The sequence below is a fragment of the Allopontixanthobacter sp. genome (genome assembly GCF_034376665.1).
Taxonomy (GTDB): Bacteria; Pseudomonadota; Alphaproteobacteria; order Sphingomonadales; family Sphingomonadaceae; genus Allopontixanthobacter.
The window spans coordinates 1-7,492 of the sequence record NZ_JAXMJI010000048.1 but is presented as its reverse complement, the minus strand read 5'-3'; the positions used below and the strand labels follow the sequence as shown (position 1 = coordinate 7,492).

General features: G+C 63.8%; 9 protein-coding genes. 6 read left to right on the top strand and 3 right to left on the bottom strand.

Annotated features, from left to right (window positions below; genetic code table 11):
- The first annotated feature begins 5 nt into the window (after positions 1-5).
- A complete protein-coding gene (locus U0988_RS05015) occupies positions 6-731 on the top strand; it encodes an SDR family NAD(P)-dependent oxidoreductase (protein WP_322291544.1) in 726 nt (241 codons plus the stop codon).
- A gap of 132 nt (positions 732-863) precedes the next feature.
- Positions 864-1,280, top strand: a complete 417-nt coding sequence (locus U0988_RS05010) for a hypothetical protein (RefSeq protein ID WP_322291542.1) — start codon at positions 864-866, stop codon at positions 1,278-1,280.
- Between the two features lie 5 nt (positions 1,281-1,285).
- On the opposite strand, the gene folP is transcribed toward U0988_RS05010, so the two are convergent.
- From folP to U0988_RS04995, 3 genes are all read right to left on the bottom strand, one after another.
- Positions 1,286-2,398 (bottom strand): dihydropteroate synthase, encoded by a 1,113-nt coding sequence (gene folP, locus U0988_RS05005; RefSeq protein ID WP_322291541.1) that lies wholly within the window; start codon positions 2,396-2,398, stop codon positions 1,286-1,288.
- Positions 2,399-2,418: 20 nt separating this feature from the next.
- Complete coding sequence (locus U0988_RS05000) at positions 2,419-3,582, bottom strand: site-specific DNA-methyltransferase (RefSeq protein ID WP_322291540.1); 1,164 nt, start codon at positions 3,580-3,582, stop codon at positions 2,419-2,421.
- A gap of 268 nt (positions 3,583-3,850) precedes the next feature.
- The gene (locus tag U0988_RS04995) at positions 3,851-4,480 is read right to left on the bottom strand and encodes a ribonuclease HII (protein ID WP_322291543.1); all 630 of its coding nucleotides are present in this window, start codon (positions 4,478-4,480) and stop codon (positions 3,851-3,853) included.
- Between the two features lie 34 nt (positions 4,481-4,514).
- Here U0988_RS04995 and U0988_RS04990 point away from each other — a divergent pair, with 34 nt between their 5' ends.
- From U0988_RS04990 to U0988_RS04975, 4 genes are all read left to right on the top strand, one after another.
- Positions 4,515-5,633 (top strand): PQQ-dependent sugar dehydrogenase, encoded by a 1,119-nt coding sequence (locus U0988_RS04990; RefSeq protein WP_322291539.1) that lies wholly within the window; start codon positions 4,515-4,517, stop codon positions 5,631-5,633.
- A gap of 87 nt (positions 5,634-5,720) precedes the next feature.
- Positions 5,721-6,230: an N-acetyltransferase gene (locus U0988_RS04985; RefSeq protein ID WP_322291538.1), complete on the top strand. Its 510-nt coding sequence runs from the start codon at positions 5,721-5,723 to the stop codon at positions 6,228-6,230.
- A 58-nt stretch (positions 6,231-6,288) separates the two neighbouring features.
- Complete coding sequence (locus U0988_RS04980; protein WP_322291537.1) at positions 6,289-6,837, top strand: DUF1285 domain-containing protein; 549 nt, start codon at positions 6,289-6,291, stop codon at positions 6,835-6,837.
- Complete coding sequence (locus U0988_RS04975) at positions 6,834-7,439, top strand: CoA pyrophosphatase (RefSeq protein WP_322291536.1); 606 nt, start codon at positions 6,834-6,836, stop codon at positions 7,437-7,439. The genes U0988_RS04980 and U0988_RS04975 overlap by 4 nt, the downstream gene beginning before the upstream one ends.
- The last annotated feature ends 53 nt before the right edge of the window (positions 7,440-7,492 follow it).

The following is a 7,492-nucleotide window of genomic DNA, read 5'->3' as shown; positions in this document are numbered from 1 at the left end:
GCGTACTGATCACTGGCGCTGCGTCGGGTATCGGGGCAGCCTGCGCGCGCTGGCTCGCCGCGCAGGGCGCACAGCGATTGGTCCTAATCGACCGGGACCGGCACGCGCTCGACGCCTTGCAGGTGGAGAGTGCGGCGGAGCGCCTCGCATTCGACGTCTCCGATCCCGCGAAATGGGCCGAACTGGAGCGCGATCTGGGTGCGCTGGACCATGTGGTGGTCAACGCCGGGATCGGCGGAAGCGGGGAAATTGCCGACCTGAGCTTCGAGGAGTGGCGCCGGGTGATGGCGGTCAATCTCGACGGAGCGTTCCTGACCCTGGCCGCCGGCCTGCGCGCCATGAAGCGCAATGGGAAAGGCAGCGCTGTAGTGACGGCCTCGATAACCGGGGTGAAGCCGGTGCCCGGCATCGGACCCTACGGCGTGGCCAAGGCGGGCGTCGCGCATATGGCGCGTATCGCGGCGGCGGAAAATGCGGTGCACGGCATCCGGGTAAACGCCATCGCGCCCGGCGGTGTCGACACCGCGATCTGGGAAGGATCGCCCGATTTCCAGAAGGCCGTCGCAGACCAGGGCCGTGAAGCTGCGCTCAAAGGCATGGCCGCCACGACCCCGCGCGGCACCTTCGCCACTTCGGATGAAATCGCTGGCGAGATCGGCTTCCTGCTGTCCGATATGGCGGCGAATATTACCGGCATCGTCCATGTCACCGACGGCGGTTATTCATTCTGATCGGGCGGCCCGCCGTCCCCCGCGCCAGGCCGCAAAGTGGCAATATCTTAACCACCTTCCTGCTATGACTTCGCACCGGCCGGCAGGAGCAAACGCCCCTGAGCGGCCGGCAAACATATGGAACAAAAACCCGTGCAACTGGACCCACTTGAACTCGAATGCGACCGCTTGTCCGAGACGGTGGACAATTTCCTGTACCAGCGGATCCGCTGGGACAGGGTCGAGGGGCCTTTGCTGGCAAAACTCACCCAGCTGGCGCGTGCGACCTTCGACAACCGGCCGGATTTCGAACTTGCGGAAGAAGGTGCGACCGCTGACTTGAAACGATTTGTCCTGAAGGTGCACAGCAACCGCATCGTAGCAATCAGCATGTGGCTGTCCAACGGCCGGGCGCTGCTGGATGTCGAGCAGATCGAACGCAGCAAATACAAGGTCGCTGCAGCCGACCCGGTCTCGGTCACGTTCGACGGGGTTGATGAAGAGTGGATGTCGCGGGCGATGCAGTCTGTGCTGGCCCGGGTGCATGACCCCGACAGCCAAGCCGGCTGACCCGGTCAGTCTTCGGGAACGTCCGAGAAATCGGTCAGCGCCGCGTCCCGCAGGCCGCGCCACACATTCCGCGCCTGGACGCTCGCCGCGACGTCGTGCACGCGCAGCAGCTGGATGCCGGCGTCCATCCCTGCAACAGCAAGTGCGACGCTGCCACCGAGCCGCTCCGCCGCCGGCGCTTCGTTCGACAATGCCCCGATCATCCGCTTGCGGCTCGCCCCCAGTACCAGGGGTTGGCCCAGCGCATGAAATAGTGGCAAAGCGTTGATCAACGCCAGATTATTCGACAGACTCTTGCCGAAGCCGATGCCCGGATCGAGAATGATCCGCTCGCGCGCTACCCCCGCCGCCATTGCGCGGTCGCGGGCGGACTTGAGCCAGTCGAAGACGTCCAGCACCACATTGTCATATTCGCCGCCAGCATGAAGGTCGCCGCCGGCACCCGGCGCGTGCATCAGGATCACCGTGCATCCGCGCGCGGCGACAAGTTCGAGGCTGCGCGGATCGTGGCGCAGGGCGGACACGTCGTTAATCACGTGCGCGCCTGCATCAAGCGCCGCCTCCATCACCGCCGGGCGGCGGGTGTCGACGCTGATCGCGGCACCCATTGCGGCGCAATATTCGACCGCCGGGATCACCCGCTTGAGTTCGTCCCCCTCCCATGTTGCCGCGGCGCGCGGGCGAGTGCTTTCACCCCCGATGTCCACCAAGGCCGCGCCTGCCTCCACCATTGCGGCGGCGTGCGCCCGGCCCGCTTCAGGATCGTCAAGAAACTCTCCGCCATCGGAAAAACTGTCCGGCGTCACGTTCAGCACGCCCATGATCTGCGGCTGATCCAGCCGGATGGTCCGTTCGCCGAGCTGAAGCGAGGGATGGGCAAACCTCAGCGCACCCCATTGCGCCTCCGCCTCCGCCGCCAGATTATCCGGCAGGCGCCCCAGAGACTCCGCCATGCCGTCCGCCGAAACCACGGTGCGCGAGAGTATCTCTGCGCCGCTCCGCCGAATGATCGCGAAGCGGTGCCCGTAGACCATGCCGCCAGCCAGCCGGACAGTGCCGCCATGCTCGCTCTGGGGGCTGGCCGCGAAGCCGATGGGGCGAAGGTAGATTTGGTCCATTTCGATTGCCCGAGCGCGCGTCAGTCTTCCGCGCCGAGCAGGTAGAGCTGCCGGATGGCATCGATCGGTTTAACATCGCCCTGGTGTTCGATGTGCCAGAATGTCCAACCGTTGCAGCTCGGCGCGCCCTGCAGGTCCTTGCCGAGCCCGTGGATGGAACCGGCCTGTTTTTCGTGCACCAGCGATCCATCCGCGCGAACCGTGGCAATCCAGCGGCGCTGCTTGTCGAAAATCTGCGTTCCGGGCGCGATAAGACCGCTTTCGACCAGCACGCCAAAGGCCACTTTCGGAGCTCCTTTGGCGCTCTGCATCGTGACCAAGGCGCTCTCGTCCAGCGGCAATTCCTTCTCGATCCGCTGAATCGCGATATCGCGGTAGAAGTCCTCCCGCTCGCAGCCGATCCACTGGCGACCAAGTCGCTTGGCAACCGCACCGGTGGTGCCGGTGCCGAAGAACGGATCAAGCACGACATCCCCCTTCTCCGTCGTCGCCAGCAGCACGCGGTAGAGCAGCGCCTCGGGCTTCTGGGTCGGATGCGCCTTGTGCCCACCATGCTTCAGCCGTTCGGGACCGCCGCAAAGGGGCATCGACCAATCGGACCGCATCTGCAGTTCGTCGTTCAGCGTCTTCATTGCGCGGTAATTGAAATGATAGCGGGCCTTCTCGCCCTGCGAGGCCCAGATCAGCGTCTCATGCGCGTTGGTGAACCGGGTGCCCTTGAAATTGGGCATCGGGTTGGTCTTGCGCCAGACGACGTCGTTCAGGATCCAGAAGCCGAGGTCCTGGAGGATTGAGCCGACACGGAAGATATTGTGGTAACTGCCGATGACCCACAGCGCGCCGTCGGGCTTCAGCACCCGGCGCGCCTCTGTCAGCCAGTCGCGGGTGAACGCATCGTATGCGGCGAAACTGTCGAACTGGTCCCAGTGATCGGTAACCGCGTCCACCTGGCTGCCATCGGGCCGGTTGAGATCGCCGCCAAGCTGCAGATTGTACGGCGGATCGGCGAACACGCAGTCCACACTGTTATCCGGCAGGCTGCGCATTGCGGCGACACAGTCACCCGCCAGGATTTGGCCCAGGGGCAGACGCCTGGCATCGAAATTTGCGCCCGGAGCCGCCGATTTGTTCGCCACACCAGCGGCCGTCCGGCCACGCATCTTCGTGGTCTCCATGACCGCCATCTTCATTCCCCTGTTGAGTTATCCACAGGGTGAATCCAAGCAGACTCCACGTCAAGCCGGAATAATTCGGGACCCACTTCGCCATCCGGACACTTGAGAGAGAACAAAAAGAGCCCGCCACAATATGTTGAGTCTGCAAGGCTTCTGTGCATCGTCATCATGGGGGTGTGGCCGTAAGGACTCGGCCGGAAATTCAATTGCAGAATTGATCAGGGGGCGAGAAGAAGAACCAGACCAGCACACCGAGGCCCGCGAAATTCTCAAGTAATCAAAGCAGCATCAACTGCGAAACCGGGGCGAAACTGCGCCGGTGAAGCGGGCATGGCCCGTGTTCCTGCAGGGCCGCGAGATGATCGGGCGTTCCGTAGCCCTTGTTCCGGTCCCAGCAATAGTGCGGATGGTCCTGCGATGCCTTCAGCATGATCCGGTCGCGCCATTCCTTGGCCACGATGGATGCCGCCGATATGCACGGCTCCGTCGCGTCGCCGCCGATTATTGCTGTACCATGCCACCGCCATCCCTCGGCGCGCCCTGCCGGGGTCATGTTGCCGTCGATCAGTATCCGTCCCGGTTCGCGGTCCAGCATGTCGCATAATCGCTGCACGGCCAGCGTCATCGCCAGCATGGTTGCACCCAGGATGTTGAGCCGGTCGATTGCTTCGACATCGACGACTCCGACAGCCCAGGCACAGCGCCGCCGGATCACCAGATCAAGCTCGCCCCGGCGGCGAGCGGTCAGCTTTTTGGAATCGTCGAGTCCCGCGGGCCGCGGCTTGCACAACGCTACAGCAGACGCCACAACCGGTCCTGCCAGCGGGCCGCGGCCTGCTTCATCGACGCCGAGGATAATCTCCCCGGTGCAAAAACCGCCCTCGGGTGTTCCGGAGAGAATGGACATGTCGGAGATAAAATTCATCGCCCTCGCTCTAACCATGGCAAGCCTGCCTCTCGCAAGTTGCGGTGCGCAGACACCGGTGGAAAGCATCTCCGAAAATTCGGGTGCCTTCTCGGTCACCGAACACGGTACCTTTGCAGAGCCCTGGGCTGCGGCTTTCGAACCCGGAACAGATGTACTGTTCGTGACCGAGAAGGCAGGGACGATCAAGTTCTACAATCCCGCAACCGGCACCACCGGCAATGTCACAGGCGCTCCGGCGGTGGATTATGGGGGTCAGGGCGGCCTCGGTGATATCGCCTTCGGACCCGATTACGCCGCCAGCAAAGCGATTTATCTGAGCTGGGCCGAAGCAGGTGAAGGCGACACGCGCGGCGCCGTTGTCGGCAGAGGAACGCTGGATTGCAGCGCGGGAACATCCTGCGCCATCAAGGACCTTCGGGTAATCTGGCGGCAGAGCCCGAAAGTCACCGGGCGCGGCCATTATTCGCACCGGATCATCTTTTCGCCCGATGGCCAGTATATGTATGTGGCGAGCGGCGACCGGCAGAAGATGCAGCCGGCGCAGGACCTCTCCAACAATCTCGGGTCGATCGTTCGCCTGACACTGGACGGGGATCCCGCACCGGGCAATCCGTTCGCCGAACAGGGCGGGATCAGCCGCGAGATATGGTCCTATGGCCACAGAAATATCCTCGGGATGCAGTTCGACGGTCAGGGCCGCCTGTGGGATCTCGAACATGGTCCCAAGGGCGGCGACGAGCTGAACCTGGTCAGGCAAGGTGCGAATTACGGATGGCCGATCGTTTCGGGCGGAATCCATTACGACAATGATCCGATCCCCGACCATTCCACCCGCCCGGAATTCGCAGCTCCGGCGATCCAGTGGACACCGGTAATCGCGCCCGGAAACTTCATCTTCTATGATGGTGAAATGTTCCCGGAATGGCGCGGCGATGCGCTGATCGCGGGTCTAAAGTCGCAGGCAGTCATCCGCGTTTCCATCGAGGGAGAGACCGCAGCCGAAGTCGCGCGCTATCCCATGGGCGAACGTATCCGTCAGATAGTCGAGGGGCCGGACGGCGCGATCTGGGTGCTGGAAGACACCGAGAGCGGACGTCTGTTGCGGCTCACGCCGCCGTCCAGAACCGACTGACAATCTTCGCATGATGCGCCGATAGATCAATTGCTGTCGACACCGGGATGGCAGCGCCCTATCGGCGCGCTCCATTCCGGAGCAAAAATGCCGACACTCGTTCCCCTCGCCAATGTCGATCCTGCGATGATCGAACAAGTGCTCGACCGCGCCTTTGGGCCGGACCGGCACGCCCGGACCGCCTACCGGATGCGCGAAGGCACCGATTGGCTACCCGCGCTCAGCTTCGCCGCGCTCGATGACGACGACTATCTGGCTGGCACGATCCAGTTGTGGCCGATTGCCCTGACCGATCCAGAGGGCCGAGCGCATCCGCTGCTGATGGTGGGGCCGGTGGCTGTGCTGCCCGAACGCCAGCAGGAAGGGTACGGCAAGGCGCTGATGCTTGCCTCGCTCGGCGCGCTCGGCAGCGCAAATGCCCTGCCGCAGGTGCTGATCGGGGACGCGGATTATTACGGACGTTTCTTCGGGTTCAGCGCCGAACATACCGGCGATTGGTATTGCCCCGGGCCGTTCGAACGCGAGCGGCTGCTGCTGCGGTGCGACAATCCGGCGGTATTGCCAAGGACCGGTATGCTCGGGCCGTGGGGCGCTTAGCGGGCTTATTCATGCGGCGGGATTGAATGGCCGCGCTGGCTCTGCCATCTGACAGGCGATGCCTTACGAAGCCCCGCCCGAACTTGCCAGCCTCACGCTCGCGCAGATTGCCGAGCAGGTGAAGCAGCACAAATTGCCCCCGGTGGAAGAATGGTCGCCGCAAAAGACCGGCGACAGCCTGATGCGGATCGCCGCGGATGGCACCTGGTTTCACGATGGCGGCGAGATCCGGCGGCCGGCGATGGTGCGTGCGTTCGCCGGGCTGCTGACACGCGATCCGCAAGGTCGCCACTGGCTCGTCACCCCGTTCGAAAAATTGAGCATCGAGGTGGAGGACGCAGCCTTTGTCGCCGTCGATGTGTCGGAGGTTGATGGCGGTCTCGGCTTCCGCATCAACACCGACGAACTGGTGCTCGCAGGGCCGGACAATCCAATTATCGCACGCGGCGACCCCGAAACTCCGGACATCTATCTGATGGTTCGCCGCGGGCTTGAAGCGCGGCTCAACCGCAGCACCTATCAGCAGTTGATCGACATCGCGCTGGCAGGCGGAGACGATTGGACCGTGAGGAGCCAGGGGGCGAAGTTTTCGCTGGTGCCAGCATGAGCGTCCTGTTCGATCACCTCAGCGCGCTCTTCGATCAGGGCCACGGGCTGGAATTGCCCGACCTGCGCGATGACGCGCATCTGGGCCCCCGCGGCACGCCCCGCCCCGCTGCGGTGCTGATCGCCGTGACCGAGCGCGAAGAGCCAGGCGTGCTGCTGATCCACCGGCCCGAGGATATGCGCTCCCACCCCGGACAGGTCGCGTTCCCTGGCGGGAAAATCGATCCCGGTGAAAACGCTATTGAGGCCGCCTTGCGCGAAGCGCACGAAGAACTGGGTATCCGGTCCCGCGATGTGCGGGTGATCGGCGCTACCGACAGGTTCGGCACCGGCAGCGGGTATGACGTGACGCCGGTGCTCGCGACTTTGCCAGCCGATATGCCGCTGGTCCCCAACCCGGCGGAAGTATCCGACTGGTTCGAAGCGCCGCTGCGGTTCATCCTCGATCCTGCCAACCATGTTCCGCGGAGCACCTTCTGGCAGGGCCAGCAGCGGGACTATCTTGAAATCCCCTGGGAAGGCCGCCGCATCTGGGGCATTACCGCGGCAATCATCGCCAATCTTTCGCGGCGCATTCCGCATCATGCGGTGCTGCATGGCTGAGCGCCTGCCGCGAGCGCAATGGACCAAGCGCAAGGATCTGGCCGTGCTGGTGG